Here is a 16,678-nt window from a genome sequence, read left to right as displayed (position 1 = left end):
CGGCGTGGCCGCACCTGTGTTCCCCTCGCCGACGAGTCAACCGGTTTGGCCCGCCGCCGCGACGAGACGAGACTAGGAGTCATGTCCTCTGACAGCTCCTCCTCCGTGTACACGCTGTGGGCGGTGTTCCGCCGCGATCCCGAGAACCCGGTGACCGCCGCCGATGCCACCGAACTCGCCGACCTCGTCTCGCTCGTGGAGGCCGACGGCGTCACCGTCCGCGGCTTCTACGACGTCAGCGGTCTGCGCGCCGACGCCGACCTCATGGTCTGGCTGCACGGCGAGGACCCGCAGGCGCTCCAGCGCGACCTGCGGCGCCTGCGCCGCACCGAGCTGCTGAAGAACCTGCTGCCGACGTGGAACGCGATGGGCGTGCACCGCGACGCCGAATTCAACCGCTCGCACGTGCCCGGGTTCCTCCGCGGGATCGAGGCGCAGCAGTGGCTGTGCCTGTACCCGTTCGTGCGCAGCTACGAGTGGTACCTCCTGCCCGAGGAGGAGCGGCGCGAGATGCTCATCGAACACGGCAAGAAGGGCTCGGCCTACAAGGGCGTCATCGCCAACACGGTCGCCTCGTTCGCCCTGGGCGACTACGAGTGGCTGCTGCCGATGGAGGCCGACGTGCTCACCGATCTCGTCGACATGATGCGCGACCTGCGCTACACCGAGGCTCGCCGCCACGTGCGCGAAGAGGTGCCGTTCTACACGGGCCGACTCGTCACGCTCGACGAGATCCCCGAGATCCTCCAGTGAACGCGCCTCTGCGCCTGGGCACCCGCCGCAGCGCGCTGGCGATGGCGCAGTCGCAGATGGTCGCCGACGCGGTCGCCGCGGCATCCGGTCGTCCCGTCGAGCTCGTGCCGATCGTGTCGGAGGGCGACGTCAACCGCGCGTCCCTGTCGCAGCTCGGCGGGCGCGGTGTCTTCGCGAACGGCCTGCGCGAGGCGCTCGCCGCCGATCGGTGCGATTTCCTCGTGCACTCACTCAAAGACCTTCCGACGTTGCAGCCCGAGGGGCTCGTGATCGCCGCGACCCCGCCGAGGGAGGACGCGCGCGACGTCGTGGTGACGCGCGACGGGACGCCGTTGTCGGCGCTCGCGCCCGGAGCACGCGTGGGCACCGGTTCGCCGCGCCGCATCGCGCAGGCGCTGCGGCACAACCCTCGTCTCGACATCCACGACATCCGCGGCAACGTCGACTCGCGTCTCGCGCGCGTTCGCGACGGTGACCTGGATGCCGTCATCCTCGCGGCCGCGGGTATCTCGCGGCTCGGCGGCGACCTGGGTGGTCTGCAGGCCGAGTACCTGGGGCTCGCCGAATGGCCGACGGCGCCCGGACAGGGGTCGCTCGCGGTGGAGACCCGCTCCGACATCGACCCTGTGATCCTCGCCGCCCTCGCCCAGCTCGACGACGAGGACACCCGCGTCGCGATCACCGCGGAGCGCGTCGTGCTCTCGGCGCTCGACGCCGGGTGCAGCGCCCCCGTCGGCACGCACGCCGCGATCGCCGACGGCGATCTGCGTCTGCGCGCCGTGGTCTACGCGCTCGACGGAACGCAACGGATCGGCATCGACCGGACCGTGCGTCTCGCACCGGGGTATGGTGGGGAAACGGGCAGTGGCAATGGAGCGGATGCTGCCGACGACGGGGGGCCGATCGCGCGTGCGGCGCGAACGGGCCGAGAAGCCGCGCGTCGGTTGCTCGAACGTGGGGCGGCCGACTTGGTACCACGAGAGTCGACCACATGAATGAAGGCCACCGGCACACGCCGAACCCCTCGACGGGCAGCGTGCCCAAACCGCTCGCCGGTCGGCGCGTCCTCGTGCCGCGCGGCGGCCCGTGGGGCGACGGTGTCGCGGCGAGCCTGCGGCAGCTCGGGGCGGTGCCCGTCATCGCTCCGCTCATCAACTTCGCGCCCACCAACGATCAGGCGACGCTCGATCAGGCGCTCGCCGACCTCGCCGACGGGCGCTTCGACTGGCTGACCCTCACCAGCGCGACGACCGTCGATGTGCTCTACGCCTACAAGGCGGTCATCCCCGACGAGACGAAGGTCGCCGTCGTCGGCGAGACGACCGCTGCGGCCATGCAGGCCGTCGGCTACCACGTCGACCTCGTCCCGGAACGCGACAACTCGGCGCAGGGCATGGCCGAGCAGATGATCGCGATCGAAACCGAGCCGCGCAAGGTCCTCACCCTCCGCAGCGAGATCGCCAAGCCGGTGCTCACGCGCCTGCTCATCGAGGCCGGCCACGACGTGCGCAGCGTCGTCGCCTACCGCACGGTCGGTGTCCCGGTGGCCGACAAGATCGCGGCCGACGTGCAGTCGGGCCGCATCAACGCCATCCTCGTCACCAGCGGCTCGGTCGCCGAACAGGTGGTCGAGCAGTTCCCCGACATCCCGGCATCCACGGTCATCGCCGCGATCGGCCCGCGCACCGCGAAGGACGCCAAGCGCGCCGGGCTCAGCGTCGACGTCGTGGCCGAGACCCAGACCGTCGACTCCCTCATCGAAGCCGTCGCCCGCTTTCCCCTCAACACCGACGAATCGACCCCATGAGCTTCCCCGAGCACCGCCCGCGGCGCCTGCGCCGCACCCCCGCCGTCCGTCGTCTCGCCCGTGAGACGCACCTCGTCCCGTCGCAGCTCGTGCTGCCGATGTTCGTGCGCGAGGGCATCACCGAGCCGAGCCCGATCGGGTCGATGCCCGGGATCGTGCAGCACTCGATGGACTCGCTCCGTCGCGCCGCGGCCGAGGCCGCCGAGCAGCGCATCGGGGGCGTCATGCTCTTCGGCGTGCCCGAGGTGCGCGACGCCGTCGGCTCCGGGGCCGACGACCCGAACGGCATCCTGAACCGCGCCACCGAGGCCGTGGTGGCCGAGGTCGGCGACGCGGTGGTCGTGCAGACCGACCTGTGCCTCGACGAGTTCACCGATCACGGCCACTGCGGCGTGCTGCAGCCCGACGGGGCCGTCGACAACGACGCGACCCTCGAGCGCTACACGGCGATGGGGCTCGCCCAGGCGCGCGCGGGTTCGGCGATGCTGGGGCTGTCGGGCATGATGGACGGCCAGGTCGGCGCGGTGCGCGAGGCTCTGGATGCCGAGGGCTTCACCGACACGCTGATCCTGGCGTACTCGGCGAAGTACGCCGGTGCCTTCTACGGCCCCTTCCGTGAGGCCGTCGACTCGCAGCTGAAGGGTGATCGCCGGTCGTACCAACTCGATCCCGGCAACGGTCGCGAGGGTGTTCGTGAAGCGCTCCTCGACGTCGAGGAGGGCGCCGACGTCGTCATGGTCAAGCCGGCCCTGCCGTACCTCGACGTGCTCGCCGACGTGAAGGCCACGGTCGACGTTCCGGTCTGGGCGTACCAGGTGTCGGGTGAGTACGCGATGGTCGAGGCCGCCGCGGCGCACGGCTGGATCGACCGCCGCGGCGCGATCCTCGAGAGCCTGCTCGGCATCCGCCGCGCCGGCGCCGACGCGATCCTGACGTACTGGGCCCTCGAGGCCGCCCGCTGGCTCCGCGCGGAGCTCTGACCCGTCTCCTCTCACGTGTGAGGGGTCACTTTTCGTCGCCTGGAGGGCGCCGAAGCGACATTTTTCGACCCCTCACTCAGGGGGCCTCTAGGAGGATGGATTCATGACCGATCTCAACGACCAGTGGTTCGCTCGCGCCAAGGACGTCATCCCGGGCGGCGTGAACTCGCCCGTGCGTGCCTACGGCTCCGTGGGTGGCACGCCGCGGTTCGTACAGTCGGCCTCCGGCCCGCGGATCACGGATGCCGCGGGTCGCGAGTACGTCGACCTCGTCGCCTCGTGGGGTCCGGCCCTGCTCGGCCACGCGCACCCCGAGGTGGTCGGGGCGGTGCAGTCCGCGGCATCCCGAGGTCTGTCCTTCGGTGCGCCCACGGGAGCCGAGGTCGAGCTCGCCGATCTCGTCGCGCAGCGCGTGCAGGTCGGCGACCTGAAGCCGATCGAGAAGGTGCGGCTGGTCTCGACCGGCACCGAGGCGACGATGACGGCGATTCGTCTCGCGCGCGGCGTGACAGGTCGCGATCTGCTCATCAAGTTCGCCGGGCACTACCACGGTCACTCCGACGGGCTGCTGGCGGCGGCCGGTTCCGGTGTCGCCACGCTCGCGCTGCCCGGCTCGGCGGGCGTTCCCGCGCCGATCGCCGCGCAGACGCTCGTGCTGCCCTACAACGACCTCGACGCGGTGCGCGAGGTGTTCGAGGTGCACGGCGAGAACATCGCCGCGATCATCGTCGAGGCGGCATCCGCGAACATGGGCGTCGTCCCGCCGCTCCCCGGGTTCAATGCGGCGCTGGCCGACATCGCGCACAGCCACGGCGCGCTGCTGATCATGGACGAGGTGCTCACCGGGTTCCGCGTGCACCCCGCCGGGTTCTGGGGTCTGCAGGCGTCGCAGGGCGAGCGGTACCTGCCCGACATCCTCACGTACGGCAAGGTCATCGGCGGCGGCATGCCGCTGGCGGCCCTCGCCGGTCGCGCCGAGATCATGGACCACCTCGCGCCCCTCGGCCCCGTGTATCAGGCCGGAACGCTGTCGGGGAACCCGCTGTCGGTGGCCGCCGGTCTCGCGACGCTGCGGCTCGCGACCCCCGAGGTCTATGCGGCGGTCGATGCCGCGGCCACGCAGGTGTCGGAGGCGCTGGACGCTGCGCTGACGGCCGAGGGCGTCGTGCACGCCGTGCCGCGCGCGGGTTCGCTGTTCGGTGTCGCGTTCCTGGCCGAGGTTCCGCGCGACTACGCCACCGCGCTGACGCAGCAGTCGTACCGGTACGCCCCGTTCTTCCACGCGATGCTGGATGCCGGTGTCTCGCTGCCCCCGAGCGTGTTCGAGGCGTGGTTCCTCACCGCCGCCCACGACGACGTCGCCCTCGACCGCGTGCTCGAGGCGCTGCCGGTCGCGGCGAAGGCGGCCGCGGAGGCGCTGGATCCGACGCTGCTCGCGCAGTAGACGTCATCCCCGGGAGGGACGCGTTTCATCTGCAGCGATGATGCGCGCGGCTCGCCCGGTCACGAGGCATGGATTCATGCTCCCCGAATCGCGCGGTGTTCCCGTCGCGCCGTTCGCATCACTCCTCGTCGAGAAAGAAGAGAGGCTCGACGAATTTCCCGCGCGTGGTGACGGGCGCGTCCGGAGAATCCAAACCACTCTGAAGCATTCGCTGCACCTGGTCGACGAGCGCATCGAGCGTCGGGGGAAGCGCCGCGGACGGATCCTGCTCGGCGAGTTGTTCGATGATCACCACCGGCCGACCATCCGGGAGGGAGGTTCGGGCAACCTCGAGGAGGACGGCCTCGGGCGGGAGGACGACCTCCTGCTCAGTGGGGTGGGCCGAGAACTGTGTGATATCGCGCCCGGTGCGGCTGACGATCGCCGCGACGGCAGGTGTCGAGAAGTTCTCCGTCGCGATTCGGGGATCTCTGCTCGTGGCAGTGACACCCCGCGTCCACCGGGCCGGTGCCAATCGAGGGATGGACGGGAGCCCGTGGAACACGATGCCCGAGTAGGGAGGGAGGCGTTCCAGCGCACGGAGAAAAGCGAGGGCCGAGTCAGCTGGGTGAGACATTCTCATCCTCCCCCTCTCCGTCCTGGCTGAGATGGTAGGGGATCCCCGGCGCTGGTGCGGGACGAACTGTGCGAATTCCAGGAAGCATGCTTTCTGCCTTTTCCGGAACTTCCGGCCTCGTGTTGAATTCGCCAGCTTGCTGACGGCGGACTAGTTCGCGGATCCTTGCGATGGACTGTTGTCGCTCTTCCGGAGATAGACCCGATGGGATCTCGCCACCTTCGCTCATGGGACTTCCTTCATATCAATGTATATGTTCCCGCCCTGTTCGTACCAGTTGAGTACATGGAACCGGGATAACGGTTTCAACTATCGCCGATTCGAGCTCAGGGCCCTCGTCGGGATGCGCTTCACGTGCGGCTGTTATGTCGTCTTGGGGAGTGAGCGACCGGTCTTCGCCGATAAAACGCACGATGGCGTCGCTAAGGACGGAGTCATCGATGAAAGACATGCATAACTTCCTATCTGACGGCGTCCTTCGTCCCCGGGTCCAGAAGCCCTGCACCGCGGAAAGGGACCGAATTCGGCTCGGAGAATGTCGCGGAGTCCTTCGAAGGTGAGGTCCTTCATGCTCGAGTCTCGACTTTCGTGCGGTTCGCTGCGGGCCAGCTCTGTGTCCGACCCCCGGCGAGGGCGGTGCGTTCTAGAATGGCGAGGTCTTCGGGACCACGGTCGGCCAACGCCACGCCAGAGCGTCTATGGCGTCTGCCGAGAGGCGCGGCATGATGGCCGCCAGTTTGATGCGAACACGCTCGAGAAGCCCGTCGTCCGCGGGCGCGACCTCGTGGAAAGCGATGGACGCCGAACCACGAATGAATGCGGTCAGCACGGGGGTGAGGTCGGAGGCATCATCACCGAATCGGGCAACCGCGGCTCCCAGATCATCGCTTGGTTCCGGTGAGACACCCCAGCCGGTGTAGAGCACGACCGCTTCGCTCAGCTCCGCGTCGTCGACGGCGGGTGAGCTTGCAACACCGTGTCCGGGAAAGCTCGCTTGGGCGTCACGAACGGTGACGGGGTTGCGGAACCGGCTGTTCCCGGTCCACCACGTCTGGCAGTAGTCGCAGCGGTACAGGAAGTCGTCGGGCGATGTTGTGAGCACGAGTTTCGGTTGCTGCTCGCGCATCGCGAGGTCGAGGCACGCCGGACATCCGAGGTCTATCGACGGCATCAGGGAGCCGTCACGCCAGTTCGGTTTGGAACTTCGCAATCCCCGCCGGCTCGATGTCGAATCGGAGGTTCGAACCGGGGTTGACGACGCGGCCCTGCGTCGCCGGGGATTGCAGCAGCAGCTGGCTCCCCGACATGGCGACGATGAACGGCGCGAGGTGGGTGACGCGCTCGGCCACCTGAGGGGATGTGAAGACGGCCATCATCGAGTGGTCGTCTTTCGGGAACAGCACGGGCTGGAAGTCCTTGAACGTCTCTCCCGGGTCCGCCCCGCTCGGAACGTAGAGCGTGCTCGCCGCGAACGTCCAGAGCACCGACTGCATGGTGAGCTGGCTCGATCGTGCTCGGGCGATCGCTGTCTCGAGCACTGAGGCCATCAGAAGTCTCCTCGATCCGCTGGGTGGCTTAGACGACACGAGAGGGAGTCGATACGCGAGCGCCTCTCGCGTCGATTCCAGCGCCTCCGTCAGAGTCCCAAAGTGCGCCGCAACTCTTCGTCGAAGTCGCGAGTGGTGCGTTCGGATTCTGCCTTCTCTTCCGGAGTCAGGTGAACCCCTGGACGGTGATTCTTTCGCACCTGGTCGAGGATGAAAGCGCACGCCTCGGATTCGGAGGGGAATCGCGCGAGTTCGGACCCGCCAATCGGCGAGCGATGGGCCGTTCCGGCAGCGTGTCAGTCCGCTGCGGGGCCCCCTGCTCTAGCGCCACGTCCAACTGAGGAGGTCCCGCAGTGCGCGGGTGCCAGCGTCACCAATATCCGGATGAGTGGCCGCAATCTCGCGGGCCTTCCTGTCAGCCCACGGCATGAGATCCGCTGCATCGGCGTCAGGACGGATCGCGTCCAACTCGGCAATGACTGCTTCCACTTCGCCTCTCGCCGCCGAGTCGGCAATGGCCCCAGGATGCTTGCCCGGGATCGAGGATCCCGGCTTCCAGATGTACGCAACCAGCGCGTCGTCCAGGCTCGTCATGACTACCTCTCGAAGATCGTGCGCGTTGCGCCGGTACTGGGATCGATGGCTACGATCCGGGTTACGTCGGGATTGGACTGAAGCGCGCCGAGTTCGCGAGTTTCCCAGATGTTGCCTGGGCGCATACTCGAGCCCAGGACGACGTGCACCTCGCCGCTTGCTGCATCTGCGTACCTGCGAGAGATCTCGCCCCAAGCCTCCTCCGCGCCCGGCTCGCCCCACTTCGGCATGGCGATGCCGTTGTCAGCAAGGTACATCTCGAGTGTCGTTGCCTCGTGTTGTCGAGCAAGGCCCGCAGCAATTCCGCTGCTGCCGTAGGTTCCGGTACCTGCTTCCGTCGCGATGTCGGTCCGTCCCGACCAGAAGACGTGACCATCGCGTGGGATGTCGAACACGACATCGGATGGGTTGACAGGGCCCACTGGCGGCTCCGGGGTTTCGGTATCGAGAACGGATCGGATATCGACGTTCCCATTCTCGTCGCCCCACTTGGGGCGAGGTGTGCGAGGTGCCGAAGCATGGGGTTGAGGAGCAGAGCCCTTTCCCAGCACCTCTGAGAACTTTTTGGCCCCTTGGCTCATCAGCGCCCGAAGCTCACTCAGGAGATCCCCGAGCTTGCCGCACGAGCGCAGCAGGCCGGTGAGCTTGCTGCTGATCTTGGCGGTCCAGCTGGCGACGCGCGAGGAGACCTGCGCGACGATCCACGGGGTCGCGATACCGACGGTGACGACGGCCTGCGTCGCCCAGGAGATCGCCGAGCCGACGAGCTGCGAGAGGATGTCGCGGACGAGGTCGTGAACGACCTGCACGATCGTCGAGGCGATCTGCAGCCCGGTGGCCATCGCCCCGGCCCATTGACCGGAGGCGCGGATGTGGGCGGCGGCGTCGGTCTGGAAGCGGCGGTAGGCCTCGATGGCTTCTCCGGCCATGTCGTCGAGGTCGGTGACGACACGGTCGAGGTAGTCGGCGGTGCTGTCGAGTTGTTTCTGGACATTGGTCCAGGTCTGTGAGAACCCGGCGACCGCGCCGGCATCACCGGTCAGGTCGTTGAACCAGCCTTTGATGGGCTCGAAGTGGTCGATGAGCCAGCCGAGGCCGGCGGCGATGAGCGAACCCAGCGGGTCCATGACGGCGGCGACGGTATCGGCGGCGGTGCCGAAGGCGGCGAGGCCGCCCTCGACCCAGTTACCGGATTCGATGGCGTGCGCGAGCTGTGTTCCGGAGTCGAGGAGCCCCGCACCGCTGAACGGCGTCGCCGTGTCGACGGGACCGGCGATGAGCGCGTTGCTCACAGGCCCGCCTCCAAAGCGCGCACGGTCTCCATCACTTTCTGCTCGTAGGCGTCCATGTCGCTGCCGACACCGACGATCTCGGTCGCGGAGCGGCGCACCATGTCTTCGGCGGCACCGATCAGCGCGCGGGCGGCATCGGCCGCCATCGTCGCGGGAGGCACCAGGAACGAACAGAGAACGCCGAACGCCTCGGCATTCAGGCCCCCGGAGGACCCGGCGTCACGGGCGACGGAGATGTCGGATGCCACGGCGCTCAGTCGCGAGGCGTGCGACCCGATGAGTTCGGAATCGACGGCGATGCGGTCGGCCATGCGCGTCAGACCCGGAAGCCCATGGGCTGGGACGGCGGCTCGCGATCCAGCTCGCTTGCGAGGTGCCCGACGATGGGGGAGTCGGCGCCGAACGCGGCCCGCGTGATCTCCAGAGCCTGTTCGCCGGCCAGCACCTGAGCGCGCCCCGCTGTCTCCACGATCAACCGTTCCAATGCATCCGTACGCAACTCGTACGCCGCATCCGCGAGGCGGATACCGGCCAGACGCCCCGCCGCATCGACGGTCACCGTCACCTCGCGCCGCGGAGAAGTCGCCGACGCGCGGACGGCGTCGATATCCGCCTGCACCTGCTGCGCCTGGACTGCCCGCACCTGGGCTTCGGCCACCTGCTGTTCGATGCGGGCGATCGCCGCCTCGGCTTCACGAGAGGAGAAGAGGTCTGTCACTCGGGTGATGGTAGTCCCGCTCACCTCCCTCGGACGGGAAGATGTGAACATTCTCACGTTCCCGCACCGGGTGAAAGACTGAACCAATGCTTCCTCCCCAGCCCCGTGTCGTCGTGCTCGCCGGTGGAGTCGGGGGGTCGAAGTTCACGCTCGGCGTCCGCGCCGCCCTCGGCCGTATGGGTGCTCCCGAGGCCACGGTGATCGTCAACACGGGCGACGACCTGTGGCTCTCCGGGGTCCGTCTGCAGCCCGACGTCGACTCGATCACGTACGCCCTCGCCGGGGTGAACGACACCGAGCGCGGATGGGGCCGAGCGGACGACACCGAGCGCGTCAACGAGGAGCTCCAGGCGTGGGGCGCCGGCTGGCCGTGGTTCACGCTCGGCGACCTCGACCTCGGGACCCACCTCGCCCGCACCGGCTGGCTGCGGGAGGGGCTCACCCCGACCCAGGTGCTCGCGCGCATGGCGGAGCGGTGGCCGCTCGGCATCCGGATGTTGCCCATGACCGACAGCGAGGTCGACACGCACGTGCTGCTCGAGGACGGCGGGCGCCTGCACTTCCAGGAGTGGTGGACGCGCCACCGGGCGAAGCTCACCCCGCGCGCCTTCGAGAGCCCCGGGATCACGGATGCCGTGCCCGCCCCGGGAGTCGCGGAGGCCATCGCGGGGGCCGACGTCGTGCTCATCGCGCCGTCGAACCCCGTCGTGTCGATCGGTCCGATCCTGTCGGTTCCGGGGATTCGGGATGCCGTCCGGCACACGTCCGCGAAGGTGGTCGGCGTCTCGCCGATCATCGGCGGGCGGGTCGTGCGCGGCATGGCGGATGTCTGCCTCACCGCGATCGGCGTGGAGACCTCCGCGTCCGCCGTTGCACGGCACTACGGCGCCCGCTCGGCCGGCGGAGTGCTCGACGCGTGGCTCCTCGCGGAGGAGGACGAGAGCGCGGCCCCCGAGGTGGAGGCTGCGGGGATCCGAGCCGTCGTGGCACCGCTGTGGATGCGAGACGAGGAGACGTCGGCCGCGATCGCCGAGGCGGCGGTGAGCGCCTGAGCTCCGCCCCGGTCGCGAGCCCTCAAAGGACTCGGATCGAGGCAACAGATTCGGACGAATCTCGCCGTCGCACCCGAATCCGGTGCGTGGATCCGAATCTGTTGCGCAGGCCGCGCGTGGACGCCGCACGAAGCTCAGGCCGCGGTAGCCGCCAGCACCGCCGAGGTCCGCGGGCCCACGCCGAGGGTGACGGCCTCGGAGAGCTGGGCGGCGGTGTCGACGTCGCGATGCAGGGTCGAGTCGCGCGCGACGGCGAGGTCGGTGCAGCCCAGCAGGCGGTGGCGGGCCGCGGAGTCGGGGCCGAAGGCCGAGACCCACACGGCTCCGGCGCGGGCGGTGACGAGGGTGGAGCCGGTGGTCTCGGCATCCGGGACCAGACCCCGCTCGACGGATGCCGCGAGCTCGAGCGCGGCGTCGAGATCGGCGGGCCGGAGAGCCGGGACATCGCCGAGCAGGGCGGCGCGGGGGCAGCCGACCCCCGCCGCGGCCGCACCGAGCGCGATGGCGGCGTCGAGCCCGCGGGTGTCGCCCTCGGGCACGACCTCGACGGTGCGCGAGCGGCGGAACTCGGCGCGGACGCCTTCGTCGTCGGTGACGACGATCACGCGGGACACGAGGTCGGCGGCCGCCGCCGCGGCGACGGTGTCGAGCGCGATGGCGCGCGCGAGGGCCTCGCGGTCGGTGCCGACGTCGGTGAGACGCGTCTTGCCGACCGCGGCGGGCTTCACCGGCACGATGATCGTCCAGCCGGAGGTGTCAGGGGTGCTCATCGGTTCCATTGTGTGCCGGACCGCGGACATTTCCCGCGGGGGGTAGCGCCCGGCGACGAAACGTGCGCCGGGTGCGCCGCTTCTCCGGAGCGCGGCACCGGCGTCGGGCTGATCGCCGCTCGGCCGGAACGTGCCCCCACCCCTGGGGTCAACCGAAGCGCTTGCGCAGGCGCGGGAGGATCTCCTCGCCGTACATGCGCAGGAACTCCTCCTGGTCGTGGCCCGGGTCGTGGAACACGAGGTGGCGGAAGCCCAGGTCGACATACTGCGCGATGCGCTCGACGTGCTCGTCGGGGTCGGTCGAGACGATGAATCGGGAGGCCGCCCGCTCGATCGGCAGTTCGTTCGCGAGGCGCTGCATCTCGATCGGGTCGTGGACGCTCATCTTCTCTTCGGAGGTGAGGGCGAGCGGTGCCCAGAAGCGGGTCTTCTCCATCGCGGTGTCGTGGTCGGGGTGGTACGACACCTTCACCTCCATGAGCGTGTCGACGTCGTCGCGGGTGCGGCCGGCCTTGGAGAGTCCGTCGTCGAGGGCGGGGAGGAGCTTGTCGGTGTAGAGCTCGCGGTCCTTGCCGCTGGTGGTGATGTAGCCCTCGGCGATGCGGCCGGCCAGGCGCGTCGCGGCCGGTCCGGAGGCGCCGATGTAGATCGGGACCTTGTGCTCGGGGCGGTCGTAGATCGTGGCATCCTTCACCGAGTAGTAGGTGCCCTCGTAGGTGACCCGCTCGCCGGCCCAGAGTTCGTTGATGATCGTGATCGCCTCTTTGAGGCGCTGGAAACGTTCGGGCGGCTCGGGCCACTCGAGGCCGAGGGTCACCTCGTTGAGCGCCTCACCCGTGCCGACGCCCAGCACCACGCGACCGGGGTACATCACGCCGAGGGTCGCGAAGACCTGCGCGATGACGCCCGGGTGGTAGCGGAAGGTCGGGGTGAGCACGCTCGTGCCGATGATGACGCGCTGGGTGCGCGCGCCGAGGGCGCCGAGCCAGGGGAGGGCGTTAGGAGCGTGGCCACCGTCGTGCATCCATGGCTGCAGGTGGTCCGAGAGGAAGACCGAGTCGAAGCCCATCTCCTCGGCGAGCACGCCGAAGTCGAGGAGCTCGTTCGGCCCGAACTGCTCGCTCGAGGCCTTGTATCCGAATCTCAGCGGAACGCTCATGCACTGTCTCCTTGGGGGATCAGCCGCGCACGGGGCTGTGCGCGGGTTCGAATTCCGAGCCGTCGGTGCCGGCCAGCCGCTCGCGGAAGGACTGCACGGTGCCGGGCCACAACAGCGTCAGCCGCCCCGACCGTTCGTCGACGTACCAGTTGCGGCATCCGCCGGTCAGCCAGGGGGTGGATGCCGCGGCGGCAGCGATCTCGTCGGTGTACGCCGCCTCGGCCTCGGGGCGCACGCGCAGCGTCCGGTCGGGGCGGCGGTCGCGCTCGGCCAGGGCGCGCACGACGTATGCCGACTGCTCCTCGGCCATCAGCACGGCTGAGTTGTGCCCGAGGCTGGCATTGGGGCCGTTGAGGACGAAGAGGTTCGGGAAGCCCGCGACGACGGTCGAGCCGAACGAGGTCATCCCCTCCGACCAGTGCTTGGCGAGAGTGCTCTCGTCACCCCGGACGAGGTCGGCGTAGGGCTGCTGGGCGGCGGCGAACCCGGTCGCGAGCACGAGCACGTCGGCCTCGAACGTCGCACCGCTCGCGGCGGTGAGCGTCGAACCGTCGACGCGGGAGAGCGCGGTCGGCTCGAGGTTCACGGCATCGGAGGCGACCGCGGGGTAGAACGCGTCCGAGAGCAGCACGCGCTTGCAGCCGAAGGCGTAATCGGGGGTGAGCGCGGCGCGCAGCGCAGGGTCGGCCACCTGAGCGCGCAGGTGGCTCAGGGCGATCTCCCGGGCGGCGGTGGATGCCGCGGCATCACCCGAGCGCGACGCGAAGCGCTCCTCGCCCTCGGCGTACAGCTGCGCGCGCAGGCGGGCCATCTCGCCGGGGTGGGTGGACAGGTGCTCGCGCTCGGCGGGGGAGATGTCGGTCCCGCCGCGCGGGACGATCCACGCGGGCGTGCGCTGGAACAGGGTGACGTGCGCCGCGGTGCGAGCGAGCTCGGGGACGAGCTGCACCGCGCTCGCGCCGGTACCGACCACCGCGACCCGCTTACCGGCGAGGTCGACGTCGTGGTCCCAGCGGGCCGAGTGGAACAGCGGACCGGGGAAGGACTCGAGTCCGGCGATGGCGGGGACGTTCGGCTCGGTCAGCCGACCGCACGCGAGCACGAGGGAGCGGGCGACGAGCGGCTCGGCGCCGGTGTCGATGCGCCACACCGCGTCGTCGGCATCCCATCGCGCTCCGAGCATCGGGGTGCGCAGCCGCAGTCGATCGCCCAGGGACTCGCGCGCGGCGACGCGGCGCAGGTACGCCTGGATCTCGCCGCCCGGGGCGAAGGTGCGCGACCACTCCGCGTTCGGGTGGGCGGCGAGGCTGTACAGGTGCGCGGGCACGTCGCACGCGACGCCCGGGTAGGTGTTGTCGCGCCACGTGCCGCCGACATCGCCGCCGCGCTCGAGGACGACGACGTCATCGCGACCGGCCCGGCGCAGGGCCCCGACCATCGCGAGGCCCGCGAAACCGGCCCCGACCACGACGGTGTCGATGATCCTCATACGCGGGCGTCGCCTGTCGACCGGGACGCGACCCGGTAGTCGGTCGTCCGCAGGCGGAAGGGGCGCATGAGGCTGCGCGCAAGGCGTTCGGCGGCGGGGACGGGCAGCTCGAGCCCCTGCTCGATGCCGGTGTCGGGCAGGACGCGTCCGTCGTAGAGCGTGCCGCCCAGGTCGTCACCGCCCGAGCGCAGCAGCACGGCCGTCGTCTCGCGTCCGACGCGGGTCCACGGGATCTGCACGTGCGAGATGCTGCCCGACAGCGCGAGGCGCGAGACAGCGACCATCGCGCGGTGTTCATCGAGAGGGCTGCGTCCGTCGACCAGCGCGACGTCGCCGCCGGGCAGCGGGATCGGCACGAACTCGGCGAACCCGCCCGTCTCGGCCTGGATCTCGCGCAAGCGGCGCAGGTGCGCGATGCGCTCCTCGGCGGTCTCGACGTGCCCGTAGAAGAGCACCGACGTCGAACGGAACCCCGCGCGGTGAGCGACGGTGATGCCCTCGACCCACCGGTCGATCTCGAGGTCGCCGGGGGCGACGAGGGCGCGTACGCGCTCGCTGAGGATCTTCACGCCCGTTCCCGGGACGGTGTCGACGCCGGCGTCGCGCATCGCGGCGAGGGCGCCCTCGAGACCGAGGCCCCCGCGATCGGCGAGGTCGCGGACGTCGGCCGGCCGGTACGCGTGCACGTGGATGCCGGGAGCCCCCCGCTTCACCGCTCGCACGAGGTCGAGATAGGCCGAGGGGTCTTCCGTCGGCAGGAGAGAGCCCTGGATGCAGATCTCGGTCGCGCCCAGGTCGGCGGCGTCGGCGGCGATCGTGACCGCGTCGTCGAGGTCGAATTCGCCCGCGCCCGTGCGACCGCCGCGACGGAACCCCGTCGAGGTGAGGTTGCGGTTCCGCACCAGCGTGACGGGTTCGCCGACGGTGTACCGGCGGGCGTCGTCGGCGGCCGCGGCGAGGTCGTCGAGCTCGCCGCCGGTCGCCCGCAGGAGCCGGACCCAGTCGTCGTCGTCGAGGTCGAGGGGCGTGGATGCCGCCCGCTCGGCGAGCCGCTTCACGCCGGGGTCGCCCCCGCCAGGGGAGGAGAGAACGTGAACGGAGGACGCTTCTGCGTCGGCGGATCCTCCCTCCGCAGATTCTCCTCCCGGCTCCGGCGTCGGGGCGACCCGGCCCCGCGGGATCACGTCGGCCGCGAGCCCCGTGGCATCCGCCAACGCCCGAACCGGGGCGTGCAGCGCCGGGTCGATCCAGCGGTCGGCGGCGGCGACGTATTCGGGGTGCGCGGTCAGGCGCTCGCGCAACACGTAGCCCGAGGCCGCGGTCTGCGCGGCGAGGTCGTCGATCTGCGGCCAGGGACGTTCGGGGTTGACGTGGTCGGCGGTGAGGGGAGAGACCCCGCCCCAGTCGTCGATGCCCGCCTCGATCAGCAGGCCGAGCTCGCGCGGGTCGGAGAGGTTCGGCGGGACCTGGATGCGCATGTCGCTGCCGAACACGAGACGCGCGACGGCGACCGTCGCCAGATACTCGTGCATATCGGCATCCGGAGCGCCCTGCATGGCCGTGCGGGGCTTCGCGCGGAAGTTCTGCACGATCACCTCTTGCACGTGACCGTGCCGGTCGTCGCTGTCGCGCAGGGCGACGAGCGATTCGGCGCGGTCGCGCACGGTCTCGCCGATGCCGACGAGGATGCCGGTCGTGAACGGGATGCCGGCGGCCCCGGCGTCATCGATGACGCTCAGGCGCAGCGCGGGGTCTTTGTCGGGCGAGCCGAAGTGCACCTGCCCGGGCTCCTCGTACAGGCGTCGCGAAGTGGTCTCGAGCATCATGCCCATCGACGGCGACACCGGCCGTAGCGCGGCGAGCTCGTCGGGGTGCATCACGCCGGGGTTGGCGTGCACGAGCATGCCGGTCTCGGCGGTGATGAGCCGGGCGACGTGGGCGACGTAGTCGATGGTGGAGGCGAAGCCGTGCTCGTCGAGCCAGGCGCGCGCCTCGGGCCAGCGCTCTTCGGGGCGGTCGCCGAGGGTGAGCAGGGCCTCTTTGCACCCCAGCGCCTGCCCCTGTCGCACGACGGCGAGCACCTGCTCGGGGCTCATGTACGCCGGCTTGCGCAGCAGGGCGAGCTGACCGGGGGTGTCGACGAAGATGCAGTAGTGGCATCGGTCGCGGCAGAGCGTCGTGAGCGGAACGAACACCTTGCGCGAGTACGTGATGACCCGGGGGCGCCCGGCCCGGTCGAGGCCCTCGTCACGGAGCGCGGAGGCGACGCGGAACAGCGCCGGCAACGGGGCCGCCAGCAGCGCTTCGGTCTCGTCGACGTCGGGGCGATACCCCACCGAGATCGCCGCCAGCAGATCGTCGATCGACACGCCTCGGGCCGGTGCGACTCGCGGCGCAACGCTGCCCGTGCTCATCCATCCAGGCTATCCCCCGGCTCCGACATCCGGGCCGCGGGCG

Annotated in this window: 17 protein-coding genes; 6 read left to right on the top strand and 11 right to left on the bottom strand. The window is 70.1% G+C overall.

Features of this window, described 5'->3' with window-relative positions:
- The first annotated feature begins 81 nt into the window (after positions 1–81).
- The 5 genes from hemQ (at position 82) to hemL (ending at position 4,984) form a co-directional block, all read left to right on the top strand.
- Positions 82–753 carry a hydrogen peroxide-dependent heme synthase gene (gene hemQ / locus Q9R20_RS04330; RefSeq protein WP_295840130.1) on the top strand — a complete coding sequence of 224 codons (672 nt, stop codon included), beginning with the start codon at positions 82–84 and terminating at the stop codon, positions 751–753.
- Complete coding sequence (gene hemC, locus Q9R20_RS04325) at positions 750–1,748, top strand: hydroxymethylbilane synthase (protein ID WP_311248161.1); 999 nt, start codon at positions 750–752, stop codon at positions 1,746–1,748. Before hemQ ends, hemC begins: the two co-directional genes overlap by 4 nt.
- Entirely contained in the window at positions 1,745–2,560 is an 816-nt protein-coding gene (locus Q9R20_RS04320) for a uroporphyrinogen-III synthase (RefSeq protein ID WP_311248160.1), read from the top strand. Before hemC ends, Q9R20_RS04320 begins: the two co-directional genes overlap by 4 nt.
- Complete coding sequence (gene hemB / locus Q9R20_RS04315; protein WP_311248159.1) at positions 2,557–3,540, top strand: porphobilinogen synthase; 984 nt, start codon at positions 2,557–2,559, stop codon at positions 3,538–3,540. The genes Q9R20_RS04320 and hemB overlap by 4 nt, the downstream gene beginning before the upstream one ends.
- 103 nt (positions 3,541–3,643) lie before the next feature.
- Positions 3,644–4,984 (top strand): glutamate-1-semialdehyde 2,1-aminomutase, encoded by a 1,341-nt coding sequence (gene hemL, locus Q9R20_RS04310; protein WP_311248158.1) that lies wholly within the window; start codon positions 3,644–3,646, stop codon positions 4,982–4,984.
- Between the two features lie 118 nt (positions 4,985–5,102).
- On the opposite strand, the gene Q9R20_RS04305 is transcribed toward hemL, so the two are convergent.
- The 7 genes from Q9R20_RS04305 to Q9R20_RS04275 all read right to left on the bottom strand — a co-directional run bounded on the left by Q9R20_RS04305 (position 5,103) and on the right by Q9R20_RS04275 (position 9,751).
- On the bottom strand, positions 5,103–5,279 hold the full coding sequence (locus Q9R20_RS04305; protein ID WP_311248157.1) for a hypothetical protein: 177 nt from the start codon (positions 5,277–5,279) through the stop codon (positions 5,103–5,105).
- A gap of 964 nt (positions 5,280–6,243) precedes the next feature.
- Positions 6,244–6,771, bottom strand: a complete 528-nt coding sequence (locus Q9R20_RS04300; protein ID WP_311248156.1) for a hypothetical protein — start codon at positions 6,769–6,771, stop codon at positions 6,244–6,246.
- A gap of 10 nt (positions 6,772–6,781) precedes the next feature.
- Positions 6,782–7,147 carry an SseB family protein gene (locus tag Q9R20_RS04295; RefSeq protein ID WP_311248155.1) on the bottom strand — a complete coding sequence of 122 codons (366 nt, stop codon included), beginning with the start codon at positions 7,145–7,147 and terminating at the stop codon, positions 6,782–6,784.
- A gap of 321 nt (positions 7,148–7,468) precedes the next feature.
- Positions 7,469–7,741 (bottom strand): hypothetical protein, encoded by a 273-nt coding sequence (locus tag Q9R20_RS04290; protein ID WP_311248154.1) that lies wholly within the window; start codon positions 7,739–7,741, stop codon positions 7,469–7,471.
- Between the two features lie 2 nt (positions 7,742–7,743).
- Positions 7,744–9,033, bottom strand: coding sequence for a hypothetical protein (locus Q9R20_RS04285; protein ID WP_311248153.1), 1,290 nt, complete (start codon positions 9,031–9,033; stop codon positions 7,744–7,746).
- Positions 9,030–9,281: a hypothetical protein gene (locus Q9R20_RS04280; protein ID WP_311248152.1), complete on the bottom strand. Its 252-nt coding sequence runs from the start codon at positions 9,279–9,281 to the stop codon at positions 9,030–9,032. Before Q9R20_RS04280 ends, Q9R20_RS04285 begins: the two co-directional genes overlap by 4 nt.
- Before the next feature lie 68 nt (positions 9,282–9,349).
- On the bottom strand, positions 9,350–9,751 hold the full coding sequence (locus Q9R20_RS04275; protein ID WP_311248151.1) for a YbaB/EbfC family nucleoid-associated protein: 402 nt from the start codon (positions 9,749–9,751) through the stop codon (positions 9,350–9,352).
- A gap of 86 nt (positions 9,752–9,837) precedes the next feature.
- Between Q9R20_RS04275 and cofD the strand changes: the two genes are divergently transcribed.
- Positions 9,838–10,803 (top strand): 2-phospho-L-lactate transferase, encoded by a 966-nt coding sequence (gene cofD, locus Q9R20_RS04270; RefSeq protein WP_311248150.1) that lies wholly within the window; start codon positions 9,838–9,840, stop codon positions 10,801–10,803.
- A gap of 134 nt (positions 10,804–10,937) precedes the next feature.
- Here the strand turns inward: cofD and cofC are convergent, their stop codons facing one another.
- The 4 genes from cofC to cofG form a co-directional block, all read right to left on the bottom strand.
- Positions 10,938–11,573 (bottom strand): 2-phospho-L-lactate guanylyltransferase, encoded by a 636-nt coding sequence (gene cofC, locus Q9R20_RS04265; protein WP_311248149.1) that lies wholly within the window; start codon positions 11,571–11,573, stop codon positions 10,938–10,940.
- Between the two features lie 148 nt (positions 11,574–11,721).
- Entirely contained in the window at positions 11,722–12,732 is a 1,011-nt protein-coding gene (fgd, locus tag Q9R20_RS04260) for a glucose-6-phosphate dehydrogenase (coenzyme-F420) (RefSeq protein ID WP_311248148.1), read from the bottom strand.
- A 19-nt stretch (positions 12,733–12,751) separates the two neighbouring features.
- Positions 12,752–14,221: an NAD(P)/FAD-dependent oxidoreductase gene (locus Q9R20_RS04255; RefSeq protein WP_311248147.1), complete on the bottom strand. Its 1,470-nt coding sequence runs from the start codon at positions 14,219–14,221 to the stop codon at positions 12,752–12,754.
- A complete protein-coding gene (gene cofG, locus Q9R20_RS04250; RefSeq protein WP_311248146.1) occupies positions 14,218–16,635 on the bottom strand; it encodes a 7,8-didemethyl-8-hydroxy-5-deazariboflavin synthase CofG in 2,418 nt (805 codons plus the stop codon). Before cofG ends, Q9R20_RS04255 begins: the two co-directional genes overlap by 4 nt.
- Positions 16,636–16,678 lie beyond the last annotated feature (43 nt).

The organism is Microbacterium sp. PRF11, assembly GCF_031844085.1.
Lineage (GTDB): Bacteria > Actinomycetota > Actinomycetes > Actinomycetales > Microbacteriaceae > Microbacterium.
The sequence above is the reverse complement of the archived record's forward strand: the minus strand, read 5'-3'. Positions and strand labels throughout refer to the sequence as shown.

Bases quoted from the DNA above. Each gene is read 5' to 3' on its own strand.
- cofG (WP_311248146.1), bottom strand. From the start codon at position 16,635: ATGAGCACGGGCAGCGTTGCGCCGCGAGTCGCACCGGCCCGAGGCGTG.
- hemQ (WP_295840130.1), top strand. From the start codon at position 82: ATGTCCTCTGACAGCTCCTCCTCCGTGTACACGCTGTGGGCGGTGTTC.
- cofD (WP_311248150.1), top strand. From the start codon at position 9,838: ATGCTTCCTCCCCAGCCCCGTGTCGTCGTGCTCGCCGGTGGAGTCGGG.
- Q9R20_RS04295 (WP_311248155.1), bottom strand. From the start codon at position 7,147: ATGGCCTCAGTGCTCGAGACAGCGATCGCCCGAGCACGATCGAGCCAG.
- fgd (WP_311248148.1), bottom strand. From the start codon at position 12,732: ATGAGCGTTCCGCTGAGATTCGGATACAAGGCCTCGAGCGAGCAGTTC.
- Q9R20_RS04290 (WP_311248154.1), bottom strand. From the start codon at position 7,741: ATGACGAGCCTGGACGACGCGCTGGTTGCGTACATCTGGAAGCCGGGA.
- hemL (WP_311248158.1), top strand. From the start codon at position 3,644: ATGACCGATCTCAACGACCAGTGGTTCGCTCGCGCCAAGGACGTCATC.
- hemB (WP_311248159.1), top strand. From the start codon at position 2,557: ATGAGCTTCCCCGAGCACCGCCCGCGGCGCCTGCGCCGCACCCCCGCC.
- Q9R20_RS04320 (WP_311248160.1), top strand. From the start codon at position 1,745: ATGAATGAAGGCCACCGGCACACGCCGAACCCCTCGACGGGCAGCGTG.
- cofC (WP_311248149.1), bottom strand. From the start codon at position 11,573: ATGAGCACCCCTGACACCTCCGGCTGGACGATCATCGTGCCGGTGAAG.
- Q9R20_RS04300 (WP_311248156.1), bottom strand. From the start codon at position 6,771: ATGCCGTCGATAGACCTCGGATGTCCGGCGTGCCTCGACCTCGCGATG.
- Q9R20_RS04255 (WP_311248147.1), bottom strand. From the start codon at position 14,221: ATGAGGATCATCGACACCGTCGTGGTCGGGGCCGGTTTCGCGGGCCTC.